The organism is Kocuria marina (genome assembly GCA_014652975.1).
GTDB lineage: Bacteria > Actinomycetota > Actinomycetes > Actinomycetales > Micrococcaceae > Kocuria > Kocuria marina.
This window is the reverse complement of record BMZV01000001.1, coordinates 488,226-513,681: the sequence shown is the minus strand read 5'-3', so window position 1 is coordinate 513,681 and position 25,456 is coordinate 488,226. Positions and strand designations below refer to the sequence as shown.

Annotated in this window: 23 protein-coding genes; 14 read left to right on the top strand and 9 right to left on the bottom strand. The window is 68.4% G+C overall.

Annotation, left to right across the window (positions count from 1 at the left end; translation table 11 throughout):
* Positions 1–111: 111 nt before the first annotated feature.
* Positions 112–2,100 (bottom strand): BCCT family transporter, encoded by a 1,989-nt coding sequence (locus IE157_RS02440; RefSeq protein WP_193519011.1) that lies wholly within the window; start codon positions 2,098–2,100, stop codon positions 112–114.
* A 341-nt stretch (positions 2,101–2,441) separates the two neighbouring features.
* Between IE157_RS02440 and dnaK the strand changes: the two genes are divergently transcribed.
* The 4 genes from dnaK (at position 2,442) to IE157_RS12770 (ending at position 6,645) form a co-directional block, all read left to right on the top strand.
* Entirely contained in the window at positions 2,442–4,319 is a 1,878-nt protein-coding gene (dnaK, locus tag IE157_RS02435; RefSeq protein ID WP_085106162.1) for a molecular chaperone DnaK, read from the top strand.
* Positions 4,316–4,966, top strand: coding sequence for a nucleotide exchange factor GrpE (locus IE157_RS02430; protein WP_312918326.1), 651 nt, complete (start codon positions 4,316–4,318; stop codon positions 4,964–4,966). The genes dnaK and IE157_RS02430 overlap by 4 nt, the downstream gene beginning before the upstream one ends.
* Positions 4,967–5,048: 82 nt before the next feature.
* Positions 5,049–6,089: a DnaJ C-terminal domain-containing protein gene (locus tag IE157_RS02425; RefSeq protein ID WP_085106163.1), complete on the top strand. Its 1,041-nt coding sequence runs from the start codon at positions 5,049–5,051 to the stop codon at positions 6,087–6,089.
* 1 nt (position 6,090) lies between these two features.
* Complete coding sequence (locus tag IE157_RS12770; RefSeq protein WP_318281267.1) at positions 6,091–6,645, top strand: heat shock protein transcriptional repressor HspR; 555 nt, start codon at positions 6,091–6,093, stop codon at positions 6,643–6,645.
* Between the two features lie 81 nt (positions 6,646–6,726).
* Here the strand turns inward: IE157_RS12770 and catC are convergent, their stop codons facing one another.
* The 3 genes from catC to trmB form a co-directional block, all read right to left on the bottom strand.
* Positions 6,727–7,038 carry a muconolactone Delta-isomerase gene (gene catC / locus IE157_RS02415; protein ID WP_035964097.1) on the bottom strand — a complete coding sequence of 104 codons (312 nt, stop codon included), beginning with the start codon at positions 7,036–7,038 and terminating at the stop codon, positions 6,727–6,729.
* Between the two features lie 6 nt (positions 7,039–7,044).
* Positions 7,045–9,054: a BCCT family transporter gene (locus IE157_RS02410; protein WP_144997257.1), complete on the bottom strand. Its 2,010-nt coding sequence runs from the start codon at positions 9,052–9,054 to the stop codon at positions 7,045–7,047.
* Positions 9,055–9,127: 73 nt separating this feature from the next.
* Positions 9,128–9,865, bottom strand: coding sequence for a tRNA (guanosine(46)-N7)-methyltransferase TrmB (gene trmB / locus IE157_RS02405; RefSeq protein WP_193519316.1), 738 nt, complete (start codon positions 9,863–9,865; stop codon positions 9,128–9,130).
* Positions 9,866–10,254: 389 nt separating this feature from the next.
* Here trmB and IE157_RS02400 point away from each other — a divergent pair, with 389 nt between their 5' ends.
* From IE157_RS02400 to IE157_RS02385, 4 genes are all read left to right on the top strand, one after another.
* Positions 10,255–11,502 carry a multidrug effflux MFS transporter gene (locus IE157_RS02400; RefSeq protein WP_193519009.1) on the top strand — a complete coding sequence of 416 codons (1,248 nt, stop codon included), beginning with the start codon at positions 10,255–10,257 and terminating at the stop codon, positions 11,500–11,502.
* 261 nt (positions 11,503–11,763) lie between these two features.
* Complete coding sequence (locus tag IE157_RS02395; protein WP_064846336.1) at positions 11,764–13,239, top strand: alanine/glycine:cation symporter family protein; 1,476 nt, start codon at positions 11,764–11,766, stop codon at positions 13,237–13,239.
* Positions 13,240–13,421: 182 nt separating this feature from the next.
* Positions 13,422–14,882, top strand: coding sequence for an amino acid permease (locus IE157_RS02390; protein WP_064846337.1), 1,461 nt, complete (start codon positions 13,422–13,424; stop codon positions 14,880–14,882).
* A gap of 50 nt (positions 14,883–14,932) precedes the next feature.
* The gene (locus IE157_RS02385; protein ID WP_193519008.1) at positions 14,933–15,808 is read left to right on the top strand and encodes a D-hexose-6-phosphate mutarotase; all 876 of its coding nucleotides are present in this window, start codon (positions 14,933–14,935) and stop codon (positions 15,806–15,808) included.
* 152 nt (positions 15,809–15,960) lie between these two features.
* Here IE157_RS02385 and IE157_RS02380 read toward each other — a convergent pair whose 3' ends face one another.
* Positions 15,961–17,535 carry an alanine/glycine:cation symporter family protein gene (locus tag IE157_RS02380; protein WP_082943302.1) on the bottom strand — a complete coding sequence of 525 codons (1,575 nt, stop codon included), beginning with the start codon at positions 17,533–17,535 and terminating at the stop codon, positions 15,961–15,963.
* 150 nt (positions 17,536–17,685) lie between these two features.
* Positions 17,686–18,081 (bottom strand): hypothetical protein, encoded by a 396-nt coding sequence (locus IE157_RS02375; RefSeq protein WP_085106171.1) that lies wholly within the window; start codon positions 18,079–18,081, stop codon positions 17,686–17,688.
* 207 nt (positions 18,082–18,288) lie between these two features.
* Between IE157_RS02375 and IE157_RS02370 the strand changes: the two genes are divergently transcribed.
* The 3 genes from IE157_RS02370 to IE157_RS02360 all read left to right on the top strand — a co-directional run bounded on the left by IE157_RS02370 (position 18,289) and on the right by IE157_RS02360 (position 21,670).
* Positions 18,289–19,065 (top strand): type 1 glutamine amidotransferase domain-containing protein, encoded by a 777-nt coding sequence (locus IE157_RS02370; protein WP_193519007.1) that lies wholly within the window; start codon positions 18,289–18,291, stop codon positions 19,063–19,065.
* 94 nt (positions 19,066–19,159) lie between these two features.
* Entirely contained in the window at positions 19,160–19,912 is a 753-nt protein-coding gene (locus IE157_RS02365) for an SDR family NAD(P)-dependent oxidoreductase (protein WP_064846341.1), read from the top strand.
* Positions 19,913–20,083: 171 nt separating this feature from the next.
* On the top strand, positions 20,084–21,670 hold the full coding sequence (locus IE157_RS02360) for a DEAD/DEAH box helicase (RefSeq protein WP_193519006.1): 1,587 nt from the start codon (positions 20,084–20,086) through the stop codon (positions 21,668–21,670).
* Positions 21,671–21,839: 169 nt separating this feature from the next.
* Here the strand turns inward: IE157_RS02360 and IE157_RS02355 are convergent, their stop codons facing one another.
* Together IE157_RS02355 and IE157_RS02350 are read right to left on the bottom strand one after the other, a co-directional pair.
* Entirely contained in the window at positions 21,840–22,490 is a 651-nt protein-coding gene (locus IE157_RS02355; protein ID WP_193519005.1) for an HAD family hydrolase, read from the bottom strand.
* 94 nt (positions 22,491–22,584) lie between these two features.
* On the bottom strand, positions 22,585–23,256 hold the full coding sequence (locus IE157_RS02350; protein ID WP_193519004.1) for an HAD family hydrolase: 672 nt from the start codon (positions 23,254–23,256) through the stop codon (positions 22,585–22,587).
* A 52-nt stretch (positions 23,257–23,308) separates the two neighbouring features.
* Here IE157_RS02350 and IE157_RS02345 point away from each other — a divergent pair, with 52 nt between their 5' ends.
* Genes IE157_RS02345 through IE157_RS02335 form a run of 3 tightly spaced genes read left to right on the top strand, consistent with a single transcriptional unit; the run spans position 23,309 to position 25,094 of the window.
* Positions 23,309–23,953, top strand: coding sequence for a hypothetical protein (locus tag IE157_RS02345; protein WP_318281266.1), 645 nt, complete (start codon positions 23,309–23,311; stop codon positions 23,951–23,953).
* On the top strand, positions 23,950–24,501 hold the full coding sequence (locus tag IE157_RS02340) for a GNAT family N-acetyltransferase (protein WP_318281265.1): 552 nt from the start codon (positions 23,950–23,952) through the stop codon (positions 24,499–24,501). Before IE157_RS02345 ends, IE157_RS02340 begins: the two co-directional genes overlap by 4 nt.
* A complete protein-coding gene (locus IE157_RS02335; RefSeq protein WP_193519003.1) occupies positions 24,498–25,094 on the top strand; it encodes a DNA-3-methyladenine glycosylase I in 597 nt (198 codons plus the stop codon). The genes IE157_RS02340 and IE157_RS02335 overlap by 4 nt, the downstream gene beginning before the upstream one ends.
* Positions 25,095–25,112: 18 nt before the next feature.
* On the opposite strand, the gene IE157_RS02330 is transcribed toward IE157_RS02335, so the two are convergent.
* Positions 25,113–25,346, bottom strand: a complete 234-nt coding sequence (locus IE157_RS02330; RefSeq protein WP_064846347.1) for a hypothetical protein — start codon at positions 25,344–25,346, stop codon at positions 25,113–25,115.
* Positions 25,347–25,456 lie beyond the last annotated feature (110 nt).

The following is a 25,456-nucleotide window of genomic DNA, read 5'->3' as shown; positions in this document are numbered from 1 at the left end:
CAGCGTGGCCGTGCGGGACCAAACGGTGTCCCGGTACGCGAACGCGGGGTGCGCGTCCCATGACGTGCACCCCGCGTTCGGGAGGGGGCCCGGTTCAGCGGGCCATCGGTGTCACTGGTCGTTGCGGTGCTTCGGCGTGGTCTGTTCCCACGGGGCCTCGCCCTCGGGGGTGCCGTCCGCGATGTCGTCGACGGCCGAGGAGACCCACGCCGACTTGTACGCGAAGTCGGTCTCGTCCCCGTTCTCGTCCGTCTGGCGATACCACTCGGTGATTGCCGGATCGTGCGAGTCGAACGCGTCGCCGGCGGCGCGATGGCCCTCGGCGCGCTCCACCTGCAGGGCGAAGTTGTCACCGTGCTCGGCGAGCCCGGAGGCCACGGCCTTCTGGACAGCCGAGTACGCGAACTTGGTGCGTAGCGTGGCCGGGTCGTAGCGCAGGTCCCGGTACAGGGCGACCATCATCATGGCCACGATCACCGCGAACGGCAGCGCCGAGACGATCACCAAGCGCTGCATACCGGCCAGGGCGTCGTTGCCCGCCACCAGGATCATGACGATCGCGATGCCGGCGAGGCACGCGCCCCAAAAGATGACGATCCACTTGCTGGGGTCCGGGCGCCCGCGCTGGGTCATGGTGCCCATGACCACGGAGGCGGAGTCCGCACTCGTCACGAAGAAGATGCCGATGACGACCATGGCCAGCACCGAGGTGACGGCCGTGAGCGGGAGCTGGTCGAAGAGTCCAAAGAGCATGGACTCAGCGCCGTTTTCCACGGAGAGGTCCGCCCCGTTCTTCGCGAAGAACATGGCGGAGCCGCCGAAGACGATGAACCACAGGATGCACACCGAGGCCGGGACCACGAGCACGACGGTCACGAACTGGCGGATGGTGCGGCCACGGGAGATCTTGGCGATGAACATGCCCACGAACGGGGACCACGAGAGCCACCAGGCCCAGTAGTACACGGTCCACGTGTTGGAGAACTGGGCGCTCTGCGGGCCCCACGCGGCCGACTGGCCGGTCATGAAGAGGTACTCGGAGATGTAGGTGGAGAACGTGGAGGGGATCAGCGTCAGCAGGAAGACAGTGGGCCCCACGAGGAACACGAACAGCGCCAGCACGAAGGCGAGTGAGAGGTTGATGTTCGACAGGTAGCGGATGCCGCGCGAGACGCCCGACACGGCGGAGATGATGAAGCCTACGGACAGCAGCACGATGATCACGATCAGCGCGTTGTTGCTGAGCTTGTCGATGCCGCCCACGATCGAGATGCCGGAGCCTATCTGCATGGCTCCCACGCCCAGGGACGCAGCGGTGCCGAAGAGGGTTGCGAAGATCGCGAAGACGTCGATCAGCTTGCCCATGGTGCCGTCCACGCGCTTGTGGCCGAGCAGCGCGGTGAACACACGCGAGATCAGCGGCGCGCGGCCGCGGCGGTAGGCGCCGTAGGCCACGGAGACGCCGACGACGGCGTAGATGGCCCACGGGTTCAGGGCCCAGTGGAAGGCGGACTGCACGAGGGCATAGACGATCATGGAGTCGCTGCCGGCCTCGGCCGCGTGCGCGAAGCCGGGGATCCCGCCCTCGTAGTAGGTCATCGGCTCGAATGCGCCGTAGAAGACCAGGCCGATGCCCATGCCCGCCGCGAAGAGCATCGCGAGCCACGAGAAGAAGGAGTACTCGGGCTCCTCGTCGTCGCGGCCCAGCTTGATTCTTCCGGTGCGGGTGAAGCCGATGAAGATCATGAAGACCACGGCCGCTGTGGAGAGCAGGATGAAGAACCAGCCGGTGTTGTCCGTGACCCACGCGAGCGCGGTGGCGGAGACCGTGGAGAGGCTGTCCGTGCTGAGGACACCCCATGCGATGAAGCCCACCACGAGGACCGCGGTGACGGCGAAGACCACCTTGTCGGTGCCGAACTTGACCTTGCGGTCCTCCACGCCGACACCCGGCACCAGTGCCGGGTGGATGCCGTGGGGGTAGGTGAGCTCGTCGATGATCTTCCGGGGGCGGCTGCGGGCGGTCGATCCCTGGGTGGCGTGGTCGTGGGGCGGGGTGGTCGATGGTTCTCGGTCCGTGGAATGCGGTGGCGTGCTCAAGACAGTTCTCCTGACTGCGGCGGTGGGTGATCGGTGAGCTCGTGTGGTGCGGTGGCGCTCCTGGAGGGGTCGGGGTCAGTGCGGGCCCGGCACGTTTCGCCCTGGGCGTACAAACTCATCAGTGTAACGCGGCTAAGTGTCCACCCCCGAATTGCTGTGGAATTCCCGGCAGCTCGGGCGAGACGCGGTGTGCAGATACTTGAGCCGTTGCGACTCAACTTAGGTTGACAGGGGTAGCTCAAGGTGTAAACTTGAGTCTCGAAAGCTCAAGTCTTAAAGGTTCACGGACCGGCCGCGTCGGCGCCCCTCCGAACCGCATCGGAACAACGAAGGGATAGAACATGTCTCGTGCAGTAGGAATCGACCTCGGTACCACTAACTCCGTGGTATCCGTACTGGAAGGCGGCGAGCCTGTCGTCATTGCGAACGCCGAGGGCAACCGCACCACCCCGTCCGTTGTCGCCTTCTCCAAGGACGGCGAGACCCTCGTGGGCGACGTGGCCAAGCGCCAGGCCGTGACCAACGTGGACCGCACCGTGGCCTCCGTGAAGCGCCACATGGGCACGGACTGGACCACCGAGATCGACGGCAAGAAGTACACCCCGCAGGAGATCTCCGCCCGTACGCTCATGAAGCTCAAGGCGGACGCCGAGTCCTACCTGGGCGACACGGTCACGGACGCCGTGATCACTGTTCCCGCGTACTTCAACGACGCCGAGCGCCAGGCCACCAAGGAGGCCGGTGAGATCGCCGGCATGAACGTGCTGCGCATCGTCAACGAGCCCACCGCCGCGGCCCTGGCATACGGTCTGGAGAAGGGCAAGGAGGACGAGCTCATCCTGGTCTTCGACCTCGGTGGCGGCACGTTCGACGTCTCCCTGCTGGAGGTCGGCAAGGACGAGGACGACTTCTCCACCATCCAGGTCCGCGCCACCGCCGGTGACAACCGCCTCGGTGGCGACGACTGGGACCAGCGCATCGTGGACTGGCTGCTGGAGCAGGTGAAGTCCAAGACCGGTGCGGACCTGTCCAAGGACAAGATCGCCCTGCAGCGCTTGAAGGAGGCGGCCGAGCAGGCCAAGAAGGAACTGTCCTCCGCGACGTCCACGACCATCTCCCTGCAGTACCTGTCCGTGACCCCCGAGGGCCCCGTGCACCTGGACGAGAAGCTCTCCCGTGCCAAGTTCGAGGACCTCACCAAGGACCTGCTGGCCCGCACCGAGAAGCCGTTCAAGGACGTCATCTCCGAGGCCGGGATCAACGTCTCCGACATCGACCACGTGGTGCTCGTGGGTGGTTCCACCCGTATGCCCGCCGTGGTCGAGAAGGTCACCGAGCTCGCGGGTAAGGCCCCCAACAAGGGCGTGAACCCGGACGAGGTCGTGGCCATCGGCGCCGCGATCCAGGCCGGTGTGCTCAAGGGCGACCGCAAGGACGTGCTGCTGATCGACGTGACCCCGCTGTCGCTGGGCATCGAGACCAAGGGCGGCGTGATGACCAAGCTCATCGAGCGCAACACGGCCATCCCCACCAAGCGGTCCGAGACCTTCACCACTGCGGAGGACAACCAGCCGTCCGTGTCCATCCAGGTCTTCCAGGGCGAGCGCGAGTTCACCCGGGACAACAAGAACCTGGGCACGTTCGAGCTCACGGGCATCGCCCCGGCCCCGCGCGGCATGCCGCAGATCGAGGTCACGTTCGACATCGACGCGAACGGCATCGTGCACGTGTCCGCCAAGGACAAGGGCACGGGCAAGGAACAGTCCATGACCATCACGGGCGGTACCTCGCTGTCCAAGGAGGACATCGACCGTATGGTCAAGGACGCCGAGGCGAACGCCGACGCGGACAAGCAGCGCCGTGAAGCCGCCGACCGTCGCAACAACGCGGAACAGCAGGCGTACTCCGTGGAGAAGCTGCTCAATGACGACGAGGGCAAGATCCCCGAGGACGTCAAGACCGAGGTCCAGGCCGACGTCGACGCCGTGAAGTCCGCCCTCGAGGGCGACGACGACGACGCCGTGAAGACCGCGTTCGAGAAGTTGCAGGCCTCCCAGACCAAGATCGGTGAGGCGCTGTACGCCCAGGCCCAGAGCGAGGGTGCCGCCGGTGCCCAGCCGGGTGCCGAGGGCGCTCAGGGTGCGCAGGCCAAGGACGACGACGACATCGTCGACGCCGAGGTCGTGGACGACGAAGACGGTAAGAACGGGAGGAAGTGAGCATGAGCGATTCCGAGAACACCAAGGGTCACGGCGAGTCCGTGCCGGAGGACCCGGATCATTCAGCTCAGGACTCCACCGGCACCGAGCGTTCCGAGGGTGGTGAGGGGCTGACCGTGGACGACATCCTGGACACCCCTCAGTCCCAGGACGCCCAGGCCGGGGACACGCAGGCCGCGGACGCGGCGTCGTCGCAGGACGACGCCGCCCCGGCGGGCGAGTCCGCCGCGCAGAAGCTCGCGGACGAGCGCCTCGAGGACCTGCGTCGGCTGCAGGCGGAGTTCGTGAACTTCAAGAACCGCACCGCGCGGGAGAAGGATCAGCTGCGGGACTTCGTCTCCGGCGAGATGATCACCGCGCTGTTGCCGGTCCTGGACGACATCGACGCCGCTCGCAAGGCCGGGGACCTCGAGGACGGCCCGTTCGCCGCGATCGCGACCAAGCTCGAGGACGCCCTGGGCAAGAAGGGCCTCACCCGGATCGGGGAGGTGGGGGAGGTCTTCGACCCCACCGTCCACGAGGCCGTGCTGCAGCAACCCACCGACGAGGTGGAACCGGATCACGTGTCCATGGTGCTGCGCTCGGGCTTCCGGGTGGGCGCTCGAGTGGTCCGGGCGGCCCAGGTGGCCGTGGCCACGAAGCCGTAACGCAAGAAATTCCTCGGGGCGGGTCCGCATGACGGGACCCGCCCCGAGTCACACAGGGAAGTACCAGGAGGAAGGAGGCGTCATGGCCAGTCAGGACTGGATCGACAAAGATTTCTACACTGTCCTGGGCGTCTCCAAGGACGCATCCCAGGCGGACATCAAGAAGGCTTACCGCAAGCTGGCCCGCAAGTACCACCCGGACCAGAACCCGGGGGATGCGGCCGCGGAGAAGAAGTTCAAGGACATCACCGAGGCCAATTCGGTGCTGTCGGACCCCGAGGAACGCGAACAGTACGACGCGATCCGGGCCATGGGTTCCGGGGCGCGGTTCACCGCCGGTGGCCCCGGTGGTGCGAGCAACGCTGGCGGCGCCGGGTTCGAGGACCTCTTCGGGGGTCTGTTCAACGGCGGCGGTGGCCGCAGGAGCTACTCCACCTCCGGGGGTGGCGGGTTCGAGGACCTGTTCGCGCAGTTCGGCGGCCAGGGCGGCAATTCGCGGTTCGGCGGGGGCTTCAGTGGCGGCCAGGGCGGATTCGGCGGGGGTCAGGGCGGATTCGGTGGCTACCAGGCACCGCCCGCCAAGGGTGAGGACATCCACACCACGACCACGATCCCGCTGCGTTCCGCGTACAACGGCACCACGGTGAAACTGCGCCGGGGCAACGGCCAGTCCACCACGGTGCGCGTGCCCAAGGGCGTCAAGGATGGGCAGCGATTGAAGATCGCGGGCAAGGGACACTCGGGGCCCGGTGGCCACGGGGACCTGTTCGTGACCGTCAAGGTCAAGGAGCACCCGTTCTTCACCCGCGAGGGCCAGGACGTGCACGTGGACATCCCGGTGACCGCTGCGGAGGCCGGACTCGGGACCACCGTGCAGGTGCCCACGCTGGACGAGGGCCATGTGACCGTGCGGGTCCCCGCGGGGACGTCGTCCGGGCACCGGATGCGTGTCAAGGGCAAGGGCTTCACGTCCGGGTCCACCACGGGCAACATGATCGTGACGGTGCAGATCCAGTTCCCGGCAGACCTGGACGATGCCGCACGGGAAGCACTGCAGGAGTTCGCGCGGGCCACCGAGGACTTCGACCCCCGCGCGAACCTGAGCGAGGAGGCGGCGCTCTGACATGGCCATCGACTTCACCCAGCCAGTGTTCGTGATCTCGGTGGCCGCGGAGCTCGCGGACATGCACCCCCAGACCCTGCGCCAGTACGACCGCATGGGTCTCGTGACCCCGTCCCGGGCCTCCGGGCGGGCCCGCCGGTACTCCCAGCTGGACGTGCAGAAACTGCGTCAGATCCAGGAGCTCTCCCAGGAGGGCGTGTCCCTCGAAGGGATCAAGCGCATCATCCAGCTCGAGAACCAGGTGCAGGCGCTGCAGACCCGGGTCACGGAACTGTCCGAGGAACTCGAACGGGAGCGCCGGGCGCGGCAGGAGCGGGACATGATCTTTACCGCCGGTTCCGCCGGGGATGTGGTGCGTATGGCCCGTGGCACCCGGCGCTCACCCCGCAAGGTGTCCCAGGCGCTCATGCTCTACCGCCCGGCCAAGCCCGAGGCTGCGGCCACCGGCCGGGACGCCATACTGGGCCGGGATACGGCCCCGGGCTGGGACGCGGCGTCCGTGCGGCGGGATGCGACGTCGTCGTCGACCACGAAGCTGCGCGGCTCGCAGAAGTAGACGACCCGCGAACGGCGAGATCCCCGCGGCTCCTCTCGGGAAGGGCCGCAGGGATCTCGTCATCCGGGGTACCGGGAAGGACTACTCCTGGATCGTGTTGCCGTCGAAGAAGTCGTCCGTGGTGGCGTTGGGGTGCTTGGCCAGCGGGGTCACCTTGACGTTCATGTACGCGAACATGGGGAACCCTGACAGGACGGTCTGCAGCTCGTCGTTGTCCTCGACGTCGTAGATCGAGTAGTTGGCGTACTCGCCCACCACGCGCCAGATGCCCTTCAAGACACCCGTGCGCTGGAGTTCACCGGAGTAGGCCTTCTCGCGGTGCTGGTAATCAGCCTTGGTCTCGTCGGTCATCGATTCCGGGAAGACCACGTCCATGCGGGCCAGGAACAACATGCGGGGCTACTTTCTCTCGGGGTCCGTGGAGGGTGCGTCGGGTTCCACCCTAGGCGCTGCCGCGCGCTCGCCGGGGTGTACGACGTCGTGCGAATCGGTGAACTCGCCCGTCTCGTAGTCGTAGGCCACGGGGTTGCCGTCCTCGTCCGTGCGCCGGTACCACTCGGTGACCTCCGGGGCGCTCGAGTCGAAGTCCGCGCCCGCCGCCCACTTGCTGTCCGGGGCGCGCTCCACCGAGAACGTGAAGTCGTCCCCGTACTCGTCGATGCCGTGGCGCACGGACTTGTCCACGGCCCAGCGCGAGTACTGCTCGCGGATGACCATGGGGTCCCGGCGCAGGTCCTTGTGGAAGGCCACGGCCATGACGAACATGATCAGCGTGAACGGCAGGGCCGTGACGGTGATCAGGTTCTGCAGACCCGTGAGCGCGTTCTGTCCGCCGATCAACAACATCACCACGGCGATCCCGGCCATGCACAGTCCCCAGAACACGGTGATCCGCCGCTTGGGGTTTGGGTTGCCCCGCTGGGACATCTGGGACGTCACCACGGAGGCGGAGTCCGCGGTGGTGATGAAGAAGATGGCCAGCATGAGCACCACGATTCCCGCCATGATGCCGGCCGCGGGCATGCCGTCCAGGACGGTGAAGAAGATCTCTTCCGGGGCCGGCAGGGTCTGCGCGGTGCCGTCCGGGGCGATCGCGTGGTCCTGCATCTGCTGGTGGATGGCGGTCCCGCCGAGCACCGTGAAGGCCATCACCACGATGGACGAGGGGATGAACAGCACCCCCAGGATGAACTGGCGGATGGTGCGGCCCCGGGAGATCTTGGCCACGAAGACCCCCACGAAGGGTGCCCAGGAGACCCACCAGGCCCAGTAGAACGTGGTCCACGAGGACAGGAACGCCTGCATCTCGGGGCCGTCCGACATGGACGCGGACAGCATGGTGGGCAGCTCGGCGAAGTACGTGACGATCACGGAGGGCACGAAGTTGAGCAGGAACGCGGTGGGTCCCAGGACGAAGAAGAACAGTGCCAGACCCACGGCGAGGACCATGTTGATGTTGGACAACCATCGGATCCCGCGGGCCACGCCCGAGACCGCCGAGGCGATGAACCCCGCGGTGAGCACCGCGATGATGACGACCGCCGCGGCGTTGCCCGAGGGGCCCAGACCCGTGAAGATCTCCACACCGCGCCCGATCTGCAGGGCACCGATGCCCAGGGACGCCGCGGTGCCGAACAGGGTGGCCAGGATCGCCAGGATGTCGATGATCCGGCCGGCCAGGTTGTCGGTGTTGCCGTTGTGGAAGAACGGTGCGAACACGGAACTCATGAGTGGAACGCGTCCGCGCCGGTAGGACGTGTAGGCCACCGCCACGCCCACGAGACCGTAGATGGCCCACGCGTTGAGCCCCCAGTGCAGCGCGGCCTGCGCGGAGGCCTTCTTCATGGCGTCCACCGTGCCGGGGTCCGCGGATCCCGGGCGCGGGGACAGGAAGTAGGTCATGGGCTCGAAAGGGCCGAAGAAGATGATCCCGATCCCGATCCCCGCCGCGAACAGCATGGCCGCCCACGACGCCGTGGAGTACTCGGGCCGGTCCCCGTCCAGGCCCAGCGGGATCCGCCCGTAGCGGGACACCGCGATGTACAGCAGGTAGAGCAACAGCCCGATCGCCAGGACGTTGAATGCCCACCCCATGTTGAGCATCGTCCAGTTCAGCGCCGCACCGGACACGGCCGTGAGTGACGCGGTGTCCACGACACCCCACCCGATGAACGCGACGATCAACCCGCCGGCCACGCCCACCACGATCTTGTCGATCCCGTAGCGCACCTTCTGGTCCTCCACGGACACGCCCGGCACCACGGCCGGGTGGATGTTGTGGGGGTAGTTGATCTCGTCGAGGAACGAGCGCGTGGCGTCCTTGCGGTTCGCCGGTTTGCGGGCACCCCCGCGCGGCGAGGGCTCGGGCTCCGCGTCCGACGGGTGGGGCGGTCGTGTACTGGAGGACACCGGGACTCCTGCGGGTCGGTCGGTCAGGGACCTTCCCACAGTAGGCCCCCGGACCGGTTCGCCCCGGGTCCGGCTAACGACGGCGGTAGGTCAGGTCCCGCGGGATCCGCCCGGCTTCCGTGGCTTTGCGTTCGAAACTCGTGAGGATCCGGCCCTCCCAGCGCGGGGCCCACCCGGCGTCCGGGTGCTCGTCGTCCGCGAGCGGACCCGGATGCACGTTCTCGAAGTCCGCGTCCGCGCCGTCCAGGACCTCGCGCATCACCACCGCGTACTCCTGCCAGTCCGTGGCCAACCGCCACAGTCCACCCGGTTCCAGGACGCGGGCGGCCAGTTCGGCGAAACCGGGGGAGACCAGGCGCCGCTTGTGGTGGCGGGTCTTGTGCCACGGGTCCGGGAAGAAGACCCACAGTTCGTGCACGGAACCGGGTTCCAGCATGTGCTCGAGCACCTCGGGGGCGTTGGCCTGCGCCACGCGCACGTTGGTCACACCGGCCTGGGCGGCCTTCATGAGTAGATCCGCCACACCGGGCTTGTAGACCTCCACGGCCAGGTGGTCCAGCTCCGGGTGGGCCGCCGCATGGGCCACGATGGCCTCGCCCAGGCCCGAGCCCACCTCCACGACGAGCGGCGCCACGCGGCCGAACACGGCCTCCCTGTCCAGTCGGTAGGCCGGATCCACGGAGGTGTCGGTCATGACGCGGGGGATGTCCAGGACCCACTCGTCCGCATGCTCGTCCCACGCCTTCTGGCGCTTGGGGGACAACCGGTCACCGCGGCGCACGAACGAGTACGGCTGCCGCGGGAACGCCACGCCCGCGGGGGCACCGCCGGTCGCCGCGGCGGGACCCGAGGGAGCGTCGTCGTCTGCCGTAGCGTCGTCGCCTGTCGGAGCGGCGTCGTTCGTCGGGGTGGCATCGGCATCGGTGGGCTCGGATGACGATGGCGCGGCGCCGGCCGCACGGGCCTCGGCGGGCTGTTCGGTGCGGTGTTCGGGGGCCGGGGACGCCTCCGGGGCGCTGCCCGGGGAGTCCGGGAGAGCCGCGTCGTGCGCGGACGTGTCAGGGGTGCGATCGCTGGATTCCATCGTGGATCATCCTAGGCGCGGGGGCGTCGCAGGAAGGGATCGGGTGACCCGCGGCACCTACTATTTGAACAGCCCACCCACCCCTCAGCGCCCAGGCGCGTGCCAGGAGAGCCCGCATGACCCAGAACCCCGCGTCCCCCGAGCCCGGTCGCAGCAGGCTGGGATTGAGCCCGCGCCTGGACTGGATCGTGCTCGTGGGCGCCCTGGGCATCCTCTCCGCCGTGAGCCCGCTGGCCACGGACATGTACCTCGCGTCCATGCCGGAGATGGGCGAGTGGTTCGGCTCCCCGGCCAGCATGATCCAGTTGACCCTTACCGCGTACATGGTGGGCATGGCTCTGGGTCAATTCCTGCTGGGCCCGCTCTCGGACGTGCTGGGGCGGCACAAACTCATGGTCACGGGGAACCTGATCTTCCTGCTCGCGTCCGTGGGGATCATCGTGGCCCCGGACATCCACTGGGTGCTCGCCCTGCGGTTCGTGCAGGGTCTCGCCGGGGCGGCGGGCGTGGTGATCGCCCGGGCCGTGGTTTCGGACATCGCCCATGGCCACCGCGCGGCCCAGCTGTACTCGGTGCTCGCGCTCATCACGTCCCTGGCACCCGTGGTCGCACCGCTCGCGGGCGGTGTGATCGCGACCGTGGCCGACTGGCGTGTGGTGTTCTGGGTGCTCGCGATCTTCGGGGCCGTGATGCTCGCGTGCTCCGTGTTCATCGTGCCGGAGACCCTCCCGCCGGGGCAGCGCTCGCGGGGCGGGCTGGGGCGCATCCTGCGCAACGCCGGGCAGGTGATCAGTGATCGGCACTTCACGCTCTACGCCCTGAGCTTCGCCTTCGCGTTCGGTGCGCTGTTCTCCTACATCTCCGCGTCCTCGTTCGTGATCCAGAACGTGCTGGGCTTCAGCGCCCTGGTCTACTCCGTGATCTTCGCGATCAACGCGTGCGGTTCGATCACCATGGGAGTGGTCAACACCAAGCTCGTGGGCAGTCGGGACCCCTCCTCCCTGTTGCTCGTGGGGGTCACGGGACTCGCAACCTTCTCCGTGCTCAACATGGTCCTGGTGCTGCTGGGCGTGGTCGGAGCGATCACCCTGGTGTTGTTGTTCCTGGCCCAGTCCTGCATGGGACTCGTCCTGGGCAACGCCGTGGCTATGGCCCAGCGCCAGGCCCAACGGCTGCGCCTCTCCGGCACAGGTTCCGCCGTGGTGGGCATGGCCCAGTTCATCCTGGCCGGGCTCGTCACGCCCCTCACGGGCCTCGGCGGGGAGTACACCGCGGTGCCCATGGCGCTGAGCATGGCGGCATGCGCCGTGATCTCCGTGGGACTGGTCCTCACGGCGCGCCGGCAGGGGACGCCCCTCCGGTGAACCACCCGGCGCTGCAACGTCGTTCGTCGGGCGGACGTCCCGGCCGCGTCGTCCGGAGGGCGAATGTCCCGACCCGGCGGTGTCGCCCGTCGGGTGAATGCCCGGACCCGGCGGCGTCGTCCCGCGAGCCGTGCGACATGGCCCCCGCTCCGCGCGCCGACGGGCCCGGAACCGCGCGGGATGTGGTTCACTGTCCGGGACAGTGACATTGTTCACACACCGTCCGTGGCATCCTGCCCCAGTTGAACGAGGGACACCTTCATGCTCGATTCGCTCCAATCCATTCTCGACACGATCGGCGGGTTCGTGTGGGGGCCGTTCCTCCTGATCCCGCTGCTGCTCGGAACGGGCGTCTACCTGACCATCCGGCTGTCCGGACTGCAGATCACCAAGTTGATCCCCGCACTGCGCCTCGCGTTGTTCGAACGCAAGGACAAGGACGCCCCCGGCGGTGACGTCTCCCAGTTCCAGGCATTGACCACGGCGCTCGCCGCGACCGTGGGTACCGGCAACATCGTGGGCGTGGCCACGGCCATCTCGATCGGCGGCCCCGGCGCCCTGTTCTGGATGTGGGTCACGGGCGTGCTGGGCATGGCGTCCAAGTACTCGGAGGCCTTCCTGGGCGTGCGGTTCCGCACCCGAGACGCCAAGGGCGAGATCTCCGGCGGTCCGCAGTACTACCTGTTCCGCGGGATCCCCAACGGTTTCGGCAAGTTCCTCTCCCTGTTCTTCGCGATCGCCGCGGTGCTCGCGTCCTTCGGGATCGGCAACATGACCCAGGGCAACTCCATCTCCGCGAACGTGGAGTCCTCCTTCGGTGTGCCCGTGTGGGTCACGGGCCTCGTGCTCGCGGCGCTGACGCTGCTCGTGCTCGTGGGCGGGATCAAGTCCATCGGTAAGGTCACCGCCGCGCTCGTGCCTATCATGATTGTCTTCTACGTCCTGGGCGCGCTCTACATCCTGGCGGTCAACATCGAGTCCGTTCCCGCGGCGTTCGGGAGCATCTTCAGCACGGCCTTCACGGGGCACTCCGCGGTGGGCGGCTTCGCGGGATCCGCGATCATCCTGGTGGTGCAGATGGGTGTGGCCCGCGGCATCTTCTCCAACGAGTCCGGCATGGGGTCCGCGGCCATCGCCGCAGCGGCCGCGCAGACCACTCACCCCGTCCGTCAGGGTCTGGTGTCCATGACCCAGACGTTCATCGACACCATCATCGTGGTGACCTGCACGGGCCTCGTGATCGTGACCACCGGCGTGTGGGACCAGGGCAAGGACTTCGCGGCCACCATGACCGGGGACGCCTTCAGCCATGGGCTGCCCGGCGGGTGGGGCCACCTGATCGTGACCCTGGGCCTGATCCTCTTCGCGTACTCCACGATCCTGGGCTGGGCCTACTACGGCGAGCGCTGCATGGAGCGCCTGTTCGGCCGCAGGTCCGTGATGCCGTACCGCGTGTTCTTCTCGCTGATCGTGTTCGTGGGCTGCAGCGTGCCGTTGGCCATCGTGTGGTCCTTCGCGGACCTCATGAACGGGCTCATGGCGCTGCCCAACCTGCTGGGTCTGCTCATCCTCTCCGGGCTGATCGCCCGCGAGACCAAGCACTACCTGCGCAACGACCCGCAGTTGCGCGCGGACAAGCTGCAGATCGACGGGTTCATGGAGGGCCGCCCCGGGGCCATCGACAGCTACGTCTCCACCGACTCCGGACGCCCGGACCGGGTGCAGCGCGTGCGTTGACCGCCGCTCCGCCCGCTCGCCGAGCTTGTCGGGGCCCTCGGTCCCGACGGCGCTGAACAGCCAGGGCCCGAAACGGCATGTGATCCGCGGATCACCTGCCGTTTCGGGCCTCAGCTGTTCCCGACACCCGGGCGCAGGCCCCGCTACGGTTGGGCGCCCGCCCGGGAGTACCCTCTGACTCCATGACGAACAGCTCCACCGCGGTGTCGCCGCCGCACACGCACTTCGAGCCCAGTAGGGGCCTGAGCAATCGACACATCCAACTGATCGCGATCGGCGGTGCGATCGGCACCGGGTTGTTCATGGGATCGGGGCGCACCATCTCCCTGGCGGGCCCGGCCGTGGTGTTCATCTACGTGGTGATCGGTTTCTTCCTCTTCTTCATGATGCGCGCGATGGGCGAGCTGTTGCTGTCCAATCTGCGCTACAAGACCTTCGCGGACTTCGCCGCCGATCTGATCGGCCCGTGGGCGGGGTTCTTCGTGGGTTGGTCCTACTGGTTCTGCTGGATCGTCACGGCGATCGCCGAGCTCGTGGCCATCACGGGCTACGTCCAGTTCTGGTGGGCGGCCGTCCCGCTGTGGCTGCCCACCGTCCTCGTGGTCCTCATCGTGTTCCTGCTCAACGCCGTGAGCGTGAAGAACTTCGGGGAGATGGAGTTCTGGTTCGCGCTCATCAAGATCGTGGCCATCCTGGCCCTGATCGTGGTGGGTGCGATCATGGCGCTGACCCATTTCGCATCCCCGGACGGGCACACCGCCCAGCTCGCGAACCTGTGGAACGACGGCGGGTGGTTCCCGAACGGCGCCATGGGCGTGGTCGCGGGGTTCCAGATCGCGGTCTTCGCGTTCGTGGGCATCGAACTCGTGGGCACCACCGCGGCCGAGGCCCGTGATCCCCGCACGACCCTTCCCCGGGCGATCAACTCCGTCCCGGTGCGCATCCTCATCTTCTACGTGGGATCCCTCCTGGCCATCCTGGTGGTCACCCCGTGGCGCTCGATCAACCCCGAGCAGTCCCCGTTCGTGGCCATGTTCGCGCTGGCCGGGCTCGCGGGCGCCGCGTCCGTGGTGAACTTCGTGGTGCTGACCTCCGCGATGTCCTCGTCCAACTCCGGGGTGTTCTCCACGTCCCGGATGATGTTCGGTCTCTCCGCGGAGGGCAGCGCACCCGGGATCTTCAAGGGGCTCAACCGCGTGGGCGTACCCGTGCGGGCCCTGTACCTCACGGCGGGCATCCTGCTGCTGACCATCCCCGTGCTCTACGCGGGGGACTCGATCATCGAGGCGTTCACGCTGATCACGTCCGTGGCGTCCCTCTTGTTCGTGTTCGTGTGGTCCATGATCCTGATCTCCTACATCCGCTACCGCATGAAGTTCCCCGAGCGCCACGCCACCTCGGAGTACAAGATGCCCGGCGGCGTGGTGATGTGCGCTGTGGTGCTCGCGTTCTTCGTGTTCGTGGCGTGGGCGCTGAGCACGGATCCCCAGACCGCCACGGGGCTGGTCGCGGTGGCCGCGTGGCTCGTGGTGCTGGGAATCTCGTGGGCCTTCGTACGCCGCACGGAGTCCCACCGGCAGACCTTCGAGTGGTTCAAGCAGGAGATGGCCCGCCCCGCGGAGCATGAACACCCGTCCCGATAGAACACGCCTGGCCCCCTGTTCAGCACGCACCCCATGCTTAAGCTGGGGACATGACTCGACTGCCGGAACCCCTGTCCCTGTCCTGCGCCGACGGCTCGGGATCCGTCCTGAGCTACGGCGCGCACGTGGTGTCGTGGGCACCGGAGGATCACGAGCCCGTGCTGTGGGTCTCCTCCCGCTCCTACAACGAGACGGGCAGAGCGGTCCGCGGCGGTGTCCCCATCTGCTTCCCGTGGTTCGGCCCCGGGCGCACGGGGGACATGGACCCCGCACACGGGTTCGCGCGGATCACCGAGTGGCAGCTCGCCGAGCAGGGGGAGGACACCGAGGGTCACGCCTACGCCGAGTTCACCCTCACGCCCGCGGACGTGGCCGAGCACCTGCGCGAGACGTTCCCCCACGAGTTCGAGGCCCGGTTCCGGGTCACCGTGGGCGCCCGCTTGCGTATGGCGCTCACCGTGACGAATACCGGCACCGGGACCTTCGACTTCGAGGAGGCGCTGCACAGCTACCTCCACGTGGGCGATTCCCGGCGCGTGAGCGTGACCGGCCTCGACGGTGTCTCCTACTACGACAAGGTGGCCAAGGAGCAGCGGCGCCAGAGCGGGGAACTCACGATCACGGGCGAGACCGACGCCGTGTTCGCCCATCGCGGCGAGGTGCGGGTTTCCGACCCCGAGCTCGGTCGCACTCTCGTGATCACCAAGGAGGGCTCGGACAGCACCGTGGTGTGGAACCCCTGGGCGGACAAGTCCGTGGCCATGGCGGACTTCGCGGACGACGAGTGGCAGCAGATGCTGTGCGTGGAAGCGGGCAACGTGATGGGCTCCCCGGTCCGGCTCGCCGCCGGCGAGTCACACACCCTCGTGCAGAGCATCGAGGTGCAGGAGCTCATGGCGCAGGATCCCGTCGCCCACGACGCCTGAGCAGGCGCCCGTCGCCCACGACACCTAAGCGCGCTCTCGCCACGCAACGTCGCTGGCGCCCGGCGAGAGCGCCGCTCGGCCCGGCCCGCACCCCGCGGGGAACGCCCCGGTGTGGGAATGCCCCGGGGCGAAAGTCCCGGGGTGCGGGACCGTCAGTCGCGCTCGGCGGACGACGCCGCGGCGTCGCCCCCCGGTGCCGCACCGGTAGCGGCCCCGGCGCGCGGGGACTCGGCGGGCGGGACCACGGGCAGCGTACCCGTCTCCGACAGCGCCGGGTTGGCCGAGGAGAGGTCCACCGTGTGGTGGATCTGGGCGTCCAGGGCACCGGGGTGGGTGCCCATGAACGCGTCGATCTGATCGGTCGTGGCGTTGAACTTGGGATCGTTCTTCAGATACAGGTTGGTCTCCCGGACCACCAGGCCGGAGAGGATGATCAGCCCGATCAGGTTGGGGATGGCCATGAGCCCGTTCATGATGTCCGAGAAGGACCACACGAGCGTGAGCGGGGCGAGGGCGCCCAGACCGGCCGCGAGGGAGAAGATCACGCGGTACACGATGGCCGCTCGGGCCCCCGCGAGGCGTTCCACGTTGCGCTCGCCGTAGTACGCCCACCCCAGGACGGTGGAGTAACCCAGCAGCACCAGGCAGATGGTGACCACGATCCCGCCCCACGAACCGGGCAGGCCCGTGGAGAACGCCACGGAGGTCATGGTCGCGGTGTCCGCGCCGTTCCACACCCCGGTCGTGAGGATCACGAAACCGGTGATGGAGATGACCACCAGGGTGTCCACGAAGGTCTGGGTCATGGACACGAGACCCTGACGCACGGGGTGGCTCGTCTGCGCCACGGACGCGGCGATCGAGGCGGTGCCCATGCCGGACTCGTTGGAGAACAGGGAGCGGGCGGCACCCATCTGGATGGCCATGAGCACCGTGGAGCCCACGAAACCGCCGGCGGCACCCATGGGGGTGAACGCGCCGGTGAAGATGAGGCGTAGCGACTCGGGGATCCCCTGGAAGTTCACGCCGATGATGTACAGCCCCGAACCGATGTAAAGCACGATCATGAGCGGGACCATGTACGTGGTGACCTTGGCGATCGACTGGATGCCGCCCAGCAGGGCGAGCCCGGTGCCCACGGCCAGGACCACGGCGGTGATCACGGGGGAGACGTTGAAGGTGTGTTCCAGGTTGGACGCGATCGCGTTGCCCTGGGTCATGTTGCCGATCCCGAACGTGGCCACCACGCAACACACCGCGAACATCACGGACAGGAAGCGGCCGAACTTGTTGGGGATGCCGCGGGCCAGGTACACCTGCGGTCCGCCGGTGAGCTGACCGGCGGTGTCCCGGGTGCGGAAGCGCACGCCCAGGAAGCACTCCGCGTACTTGGACGCCATGCCGAACAGCGCGGTGATCCACATCCAGAACAGGGCGCCGGGGCCGCCGATGGACATGGCCGCTGCCACACCCACGATGTTGCCCGTCCCCACCGTGGCGGCCAGCGCCGTGGACATCGCTGCGAAGGAGGAGATGTCGCCCTTCTCCCCGGTGGCCCGGGAACGGCGCCCGAATCCCAGGCTCATGGCCTTGGTGAAGAGTCGGAACTGGATGCCGCGCAAGCGGAACGTCAGGAAGATCCCCGTTCCCAGCAGCAGGGGGATCAGGAGCCACGGCCCCCAGATCAGGTCACGAACCAAGTCCAGATTGTGTTGGAGGGTTTCCATGGGGGTACGGAGCTTTCCGTGAGCAACGGTGCGAATTGCTGACTAACGTAGCAGCTCGGCGCGCGTCCCGGGGGGCGGTCCCGGCAGGGAAGATGACGACGCCGCAGTGGCGGACCACTGCGGCGTCGTCGGGAAAGCGTGGTGCTTGCGTTACTTCTGCAGCACGAGGGCCGCGCCGATGGCGGCCAGGAACGCGTCCTTGGACAGCGTCAGGCCCTGCTCGGACGGGCGGATGCCGTCCTCCTGGGTCATGTCCGAGTTGCGGAAGTACATGCTCAGCAGCCCGGCGCTGAAGGCGAGCAGGCCCGCGCCGGCCAGGCGCTTGGACACGAACGGGGTCAGCAGGGCGGTGCCCAGGGCCAGTTCGGTGCCGGCGATGAACTTGGTGAAGGTCTGGGAGTCCCAGTCCGCGAACTGGGGGACACCGGTGGAGGCGAACTGCTTGAGGCCCTCGGCGGACTCGGCGTCCATGCCGAGCTTGCCGTAGCCGGACTGGAGCAGGAACGCGCCGGGGACACCGCGCAGGATGGCGTTGGAAATGCGCATGACTGGGCCTTTCGTCGGGAGGTGCGGTGGGGGCGGAGCAGGGCCCTGGGTACCCACCGGGGATCGCTGTTCATCCTAACAGCGGGCCTTTTCACGGCGGCGGGGTGGGTGCAACATGCCGACAGTGAACGCACGGACGCCGCCCACGGTGCGATGTCTACTGTGGTGCCACGTCGCGCGCACCGCGCGCCCTCGGAAAGGAGAACCATGGACATCGAGACCATGAAGAAGATCCTCCTGGTGCTGACCAGCCAGGACACCCTGGGAGACACGGGGGAGGCCACCGGTTACAACGTGGCCGAGGCGTCCCACCCGTGGAAGGTCTTCCGGGACGCCGGCTATTTCGTGGACTTCGCCTCGATCGCCGGGGGTCAGCCCCCGCGTGACGAGGTCCAGGAGGACGACCCCGTCCAAGTGGAGTTCACGCAGGATGAGACCGTCAAGGCGTCCCTCTACAACACGCCGCGGGTCTCCGTGGTGGACCCCTCCCAGTACGACGCCGTCTACCTCGTGGGCGGGCACGGCACCATGTGGGACTTCACCGGGGACGCGGACCTGCAGAAGCTCATCGCGTCCGTCTACGACTCCGGTGGCGTGGTGGGCGCGGTGTGCCACGGCCCCGCCGGCCTCGTGGACGTGGAGCTCGGCACGGGCGTGGCGTTGCTGTCCGGGCGCAAGGTGGCCGCATTCACCAATGCGGAGGAGAAAGTCGTGGGCAAGCAGGACGTGGTGCCGTACCTGCTCCAGGACAAGCTCGAGGAACAGGGCGCCACGGTCAAGCTCGCCGACAACTGGGAGGAGAACGTCCAGGTGGACGAGCGCCTCGTCACGGGGCAGAACCCCCAGTCCGCCGCGGGTGTGGCCAAGGAGATGACCAAGCTGCTCACCGAGGTCGTGCGCGAACAGAAGGCGGAGGAGGAAGAGGCCGCCCAGAAGCTGCGTGCGGAGCGGGACGCGGAGAAGGCCGCGGAGGACGACGAGTGACGGCGTCCTGACTCATTGCCGCACGCCCTGGTGGTCGGCGGCGACACGGGTGAGACTGGAAGCGGTCCCCATGGATTCGACGCCAGGAGTTGTCATGCCAGAGTTCACGTCCCGTGTCGCGCTGGTCACCGGCGCCGCCTCCGGTATCGGTGAGGCCATTGCCAAACACCTGGCCCGGCAGGGCGCCAAGGTGGTGGTCACGGACATCGATGCCACCGGGATCGACGACGTGGTCCAGGCCATCATGGCGGACGGCGGGGACGCCGCCGGGATCCACCAGGACGTCTCCAAGCGCGAGGACGCCGTGGCCGCCGTCGACTTCGCGGTGCAGACCTACGGCGGACTGCACTACGCCGTGAACAATGCTGGCGTGGGCGGGCAGATGGAGGCCCTCGGGGAGACCGATATCGAGGCGTGGGAGCGCACGCTCGCGATCGATCTCACCGGCGTGGCCTACGGGATGCACGCCCAGCTGCCCGTGATCGAACAGCACGGGGGAGGGGCCATCGTGAACATCGGCTCCATCCATTCCACCGTGGCCACTGCCGTGGGCAACAGCGCGTACACCGCGGCCAAGCACGGTCTGGTGGGTCTCACCAAGCAGACGGGCGTGGACTACGCCCGACGCGGCGTACGCGTGAACGCGGTGGGTCCCGCCTACATCGACACCCCGCTGCTCAAGAACCTGCCCCCGCAGACGCTGTCGGAACTGATCGACAAGCACCCCATGGGGCGGCTGGGCACCTCGCAGGAAGTGGCTCAGCTGACCACGTTCCTGCTCTCGGACGGCGCGTCCTTCATCACCGGGGGCTACTTCCTGGTGGATGGCGGGTACACGGCGGTCTGAGTAGCGGCGACACCCGCGGGTCACGGGTGTTCCGGCACGCGTGTAGAATGGTCAGGTTCCCCCGTACACATTGCGGGGTAGAGGCGCGCCGGTCCGAGGCGCGCAGTTCGCGCCCCAACATGGCGCGTGCGCGCGGAATCGTTTCGCGCGGACCAACCTGAAAGACGTTCTTTGTCTCATTCCTTTGAAGACCTCGGTGTATCCGAGGCGCTTTCCGCTGACCTCGCCCGCGTGGGCATCACGGAAGCTTTCCCCATCCAAGAGAAAACCCTCCCCGATTCACTGTCCGGGCGTGACGTGCTCGGCCGCGGCCGCACCGGCTCGGGCAAGACGGTCGCGTTCGCGCTGCCGCTCGTGTCCCGGCTCGCGGGACTCGCCCCCGGTTCGTCCCGCGTGGCCCGCCGGGCGAACCGCCCCACCGGCCTGGTGCTGGCTCCCACGCGTGAGCTCGCGACCCAGATCGATCGCACGGTGGCGCCCCTGGCCAAGGCCGCGGGGCTGAACACCACCGTGATCTTCGGCGGTGTCTCCCAGAAGCACCAGGAGAAGGCGCTCGCGGGCGGTGTGGACATCGTCGTGGCCTGCCCGGGCCGGCTCGAGGACCTCATCAAGCAAGGTCTGCTCACGCTCGACGACGTCCGCGTGACCGTCCTGGACGAGGCCGACCACATGGCCGACATGGGCTTCCTGCCCGTGGTCACCCGGATCCTGTCCCGCACCCCCAAGGGCTCCCAGCGGTTGCTGTTCTCCGCAACCCTGGACAACGGCGTGGACATCCTGGTCAAGAAGTTCCTCAAGGACCCGGTGCTGCACTCGGCGGACAACGCCCAGGCCGCGGTGACCACCATGGACCACCACGTCCTGGTCACCGACAGCGATCACAAGCAAGCGCTGATCGAGACCCTCGCGTCGGGCACCGGTCGGCGGATGATGTTCACCCGCACCAAGTATCGCGCCAAGAAGATGGCCAAGAAGCTCAGCCAGGCCGGGATCCCCGCGGTGGACCTGCAGGGTAACCTGTCCCAGGGCGCGCGGGACCGCAATCTCGCCGCGTTCTCCGCGGGTGACGTGCGGGTCCTCGTGGCCACGGACGTGGCCGCGCGCGGTGTCCACGTGGACGACGTCGAACTCGTCGTACACATCGACCCGCCCGCCGAGCACAAGTCCTACCTGCACCGTTCCGGCCGCACGGCGCGGGCTGGCGCCTCCGGGTCCGTGATCACGATCGCGACCACCGAGGAGCGCTCGGACGTCAACAAGCTCATGAAGAAGGCCGGTGTCACGCCCCGGGTGGACCAGGTCGCACCCGGTTCCGAGGTCGTGAAGGACCTCGTGGGCGAGCGCGCCGAGCGCGTTGCGCCGGGTGCCACCCCGGCCGGCGCGACCGGTGGCTCGCCTTCCGCTTCCCGTTCCGGCGGGGGTGCCTCCGGGTCCCGCCGCGGTGGCCGTGGCGGTTCGGGCCGGGGCCGCGGTCGCGGTTCCGCTCAGGCCGCCGGACGCGGCAACGGTACTCGTTCCGGCGACGCCGGTGCCGGGCGCGGTCCCTCGAACGGGCGTTCGCAGGCTCGCTCCAGCGAACGACGCCGCGGTGGCAGCGTCGATGGCGCGGCCTCCGGTAGCGCACGCACCGGCGCGTCCCGCTCCGCCCGCAGCGGTTCCGCCCAGCGCGGTCACGGGGCGGACCGGGTTCCGGACCGCGCCACGGCGGCGGCGCAGCGGCGCCGTGAGAACAACCGGGCGGGTCAGCCCACTCGCTGATCGCTCGGCGAGGGTCGCCGCGAGCGCTGTCCCACCTCGACCCCGGGGTGGAACGGTGCTCGCGGAACTGCGCTTCCCAGTGGAGAACTCCCGGTCTGATGAGTCATCGGACCGGGAGTTCTCTATTGCTGGTTCGGGCCGGGGCGGTTCCGGCATCATGCCCGCGGGCCTACTCCGGAGGAGTGAGCGAGCGCAGGAAGTCCAGGGTGATGTCCTCGTGCGCGTTGACGAACACCCGGTGCGGGCCGTCGGGGACGGGCTTGTCACCCGGGACGACCACCACGGTCATGCCCGCGGCAACCGCACTGCGCACCCCCGGTTCCGAGTCCTCGATGGCCACGCAATTCCGCGGGGCGACTCCGAGCAGTTTGGCACCCGTGAGGTACGGTTCGGGATCCGGCTTGGGACGGGTCACATCGTCCTGGGAGACGATCCGGGTGAGCACGTCCGGGGCGCCAGCAGCGGTGGTCCCCGCGACCGAGCTCAGCGCGTTCGTGACGATCGCCGCCGGGATACCGGCCTCGCTCAGTTCGCTCAACAGCGAGCGCATGCCGGGCAGGAAGGGTACGCGGTCGTCCATGCTGTCGATCACGTGCTCGGCGAGTTGCTGCGTGATGTCCTCGACGGAATCGGTGGCCCCGCGTTCCACGAACTTGCGGGCCGCATCCGGCACGGTCCCCCCGAGGGTCGCGTGATCGTCCTCCACGGTCCAGCTCTGGTCGTACCGCTGCGCGACCTTGCGCTTGGCGGCCGCCCATTGGGGCTCCGTGTCCACGAGGGTGCCGTCGTGGTCGAAAAGCACAGCCAGGGGGTAGGTCATGGCCACCTTTCGGAAGCATCGGGGGTGGGATATGGGACCCCAGTTTACCGGCGAACCCCGGGGCCGGAGGCGGCGTCGTCGGGATGCCGCCGCGCTATGCAGGAGCCAGACCGCGCAGGAAGTCCAGGGTGAGCGCCGCGTGATCGGCCACGTGCACGATGCCGGGTCCGGGCAGGACCTGCTGCACCCCCGGGACCACGACCGTGGTGATCCCCGCGGCCACGCCGGACGCCGCGCCGGAGGGCGAATCCTCCACGACTACGCAGGCCCCGGGCGCCACGCCCAGACGCCTGGCGGCCTCAAGGTACGCGTCCGGATCCGGTTTGGGCCTGACACCCTGGGCCACCTCCTGGTCCCCGATGATCACCCGGAACAGGTTGTCCGGGGCCAGGGACGCGCTGTAGCGGGCCACCTCGGAGGTAGCGTTCGTGACGATCGCCGCGGGGATCCCGGCACGGTCCAGGTCCTCCAGGAGAGGTACGACCCCGGGAATGAACGTGGGCGGGTTCTCCTCCAACACCGCCTGCAGCACCCCGTAGAACTCGCGGTAGACCTCGTCCAGCGACCCCGGTACGCCCAGCGCGCTCAACCGCTCCACGGTGGTCGCGAGCGGCCTGCCCAGGGTGTCCTGGGTGTCCCGCTCGGTCCACTCACCCCCGTGCGCGACCACGATCCGCTGCTTGCCCAGTTCCCACAGCGGTTCGGTGTCCACCAGGGTGCCGTCATGGTCGAAGAGGACGGCCTGCGGGAAGTCGTGGGTACTCATGACCCCACGGTACCTGCCCGCCCCGACACGGACCGCGCCCTACGATGGACGTATGAGTGCTACCGATCCCGCGTCCGCCCATCACAGACCGGGATCTGCGCTGTCCGGCGCCTTCCCGGTAATCATGATCGCGGTGGCCGCGGCGTTGGCCCTGTGGGTCGGCTTCGGCCGGGGCGTCGCGGGTCTGCTCGGCTCCCTCACCCCGGTCTACGCGGCGGCGATCGGGCTGCCCATCCTGCTGTTACACGTCATCGCGGCGGCGCTGTTCCGCCGGGACGCACTCAGCTACCCGTCCCACGCCATGAGCCGGCGGGGCATGCTCACCGCGGTGGCCTCATGGGTGATCACACTGTGCTTCGGGTTCTTCCTCCCGGATTCCGCCGCCCACGGTATGCAGTCCCTGTTCACCCATGCGGTCGGCGCCGAGTACGTGGAGTTGAGTTACGGGTTTGTCAACATCTTCGGCGTGCTGTCCGTGGCGCTCGCGGTCGCCCTGGTGTTGCTCGCGCTCACGGATCTGCGCGTCACGGCGCGCCGGCTGCGCGGTGAGCCCCTCACGGAGGACGAGCGCCTGGACCGCTTTGAGGCGCACCCCCGCGGTCTCGACGCTGCCTCCGACGCCGACGCCGACGCCGACGCCGCCGGTGCCGGGCCCGCGCCGGCGAGCGCGACGTCGTCGTCCCGGGAACGACCGTGACGGTGCCGCTGCGCACGCCGCGACTCATGCTGCGTGTCTACCGCGCGGACGACGCCGCGTTCGTGCGTGACCTGTATGCGCGCGCCGAGGTGCAGCGCTACATCGGGGACGGCACGCAGCGCGTGAGCTCGGACGGGCAGGCCCGGGAGAAGATCCGGGGCTGGGACCAAGGCTACGCGCACGAGCCGGTGCTCGGTGTGTGGGCCATCGTCGACCCGGTCGACGCCCTCGCGGGGACCCTGCTGCTCAAGCCCATCCCCGATTCCGGCACGAACACCGCGACCGACGTGGAGGTCGGGTGGCACCTGCACCCGCGCGCGTGGGGACGCGGATACGCCACGGAGGCGGCCCGTGCCGTGCTGGCCCACGCCTTCGAGCACGGTCAGGACCGGGTGGTCGCCGTGACGCACCCGGCCAACCGGGCGTCGCAGGCCGTGTGTCATCGCCTGGGCATGACCCACCGCGGTCTCAGCCGAGCGTACTACGACGCCGAGTGCGCACTCTTCGAGCTCCGGGCACCCACCGCGCACGAAGGGGAGGCAGCATGAGTGATCCCGATCTCGTGATCGGTGCGGACGGTCTCGCCCGGCCCAGATGGGCGGCCTCGGACCCACTGCTCAGGGAGTACTACGACCACGAGTGGGGCGTGCCGGTGCGGGACGAGACCGGGCTGTTCGAGCGCGTGACGCTCGAGGCGTTCCAATCCGGGCTGTCATGGCGCACGGTGCTCGCGAAACGGCCGGCGTTCCGGGAGGTCTTTCACGGCTTCGACCCGGAGGCCGTGGCGGCCATGGACGAACGGGACGTCGAGCGGCTCCTGGGGGACGCGCGGTTCATCCGCAACCGGCGCAAGATCGAGGCGACCGTGACGAACGCGCGAGCCACCGTGGCTCTGCGCGAGGACGGCGGTCTGGCGGACCTCGTGTGGTCCTTCATGCCGAGCAGTACCCCGCATCCCGATCGCTTCGCGGACGTCCCGACCACCTCGGATGAGAGCAGGGCCCTGTCCCGCGAACTGAAACGGCGCGGGTTCGTGTTCGTGGGTCCCACGACCATGTACGCGCTCATGGAAGCGATCGGGATGGTGGACACCCATTTGGTGGGCAGTCACCGCCGCGGGACCTCCGGGGTCTGGACGTGAGACCGGGTGCCGCGGGCGCTAGCGATCACGACGGCGCAGATAGCTGCGGCCGTCGGAATCCCTGACCATCTCGTAGTCGTCCTGGAGGTTGCGGTACCAGTCCTGGGCCTCGGGGGTCATCTCGGTGTTGCCCCGCAGGTTCATGGAACTGCGGTTGGCCGGTCCCACGAAGCGCATCACCACCTTGTTGAAACGCTGCAGCCGACTCGGCTTGCGCGGGGTGGTCTCATCGGACGGTGAATCGGTGTCCACGGCGGGTTCCTTTGGAGACTGCGGGTGGGGAGAGAACTCTGGGGAGCGCACGCGCGTCCCACCTCCATTATGCCCGACGCAGGGGTGAGAAAGGCCCTAGGGCCCCTGAC